Raw genomic sequence first — 612 nt, 5'->3', positions numbered from 1 at the left:
CGCCTCCGGCTCGTTCATCTCGATGATCTGCCCGGCATCCATGAAGATCACGCGGTTGGCCACCTGCCGGGCGAAGCCCATCTCGTGGGTCACGCACAGCATGGTCATGCCCTCCTCCGCCAGGCTCACCATGGTCTCCAGCACCTCCTTGACCATTTCCGGGTCCAGCGCCGAGGTCGGCTCGTCGAACAGCATGATCTTCGGCTTCATGCACAGCGCGCGGGCGATGGCGACGCGCTGCTGCTGCCCGCCGGAGAGCTGACCGGGATATTTGTGCGCCTGCTCGGGAATCTTCACCTTGGTGAGGAAGTGCATCGCCAGCTCGTCCGCCTCCTTCTTGGGCATCTTGCGGACCCAGATCGGCGCCAGCGTCAGGTTCTCCAGAATGGTGAGGTGGGGAAACAGGTTGAAGTGCTGGAAGCACATGCCGACCTCGCGGCGGATCTCGTCGATGCGCTTGAGGTCGTTGGTCAGTTCGATGCCGTCGACGACGATGGAGCCCTGCTGGTGCTCCTCCAGCCGGTTGATGCAGCGGATCATCGTCGACTTGCCCGAGCCCGACGGCCCGCAGATGACGATCCGCTCGCCGCGATGCACCTTGAGATTGATGTC

General features: G+C 63.4%; 1 protein-coding gene. It reads right to left on the bottom strand.

Annotated features, from left to right (window positions below; genetic code table 11):
• The coding region (locus tag KHC23_RS06795; RefSeq protein ID WP_213370800.1) for an amino acid ABC transporter ATP-binding protein at nucleotides 1-612 on the bottom strand (612 nt) is incomplete at both ends.

It is taken from the genome of Ancylobacter dichloromethanicus, from assembly GCF_018390645.1.
GTDB classification, from domain to species: domain Bacteria; phylum Pseudomonadota; class Alphaproteobacteria; order Rhizobiales; family Xanthobacteraceae; genus Ancylobacter; species Ancylobacter dichloromethanicus.
This window is presented reverse-complemented; position numbering and strand designations above follow the sequence as displayed.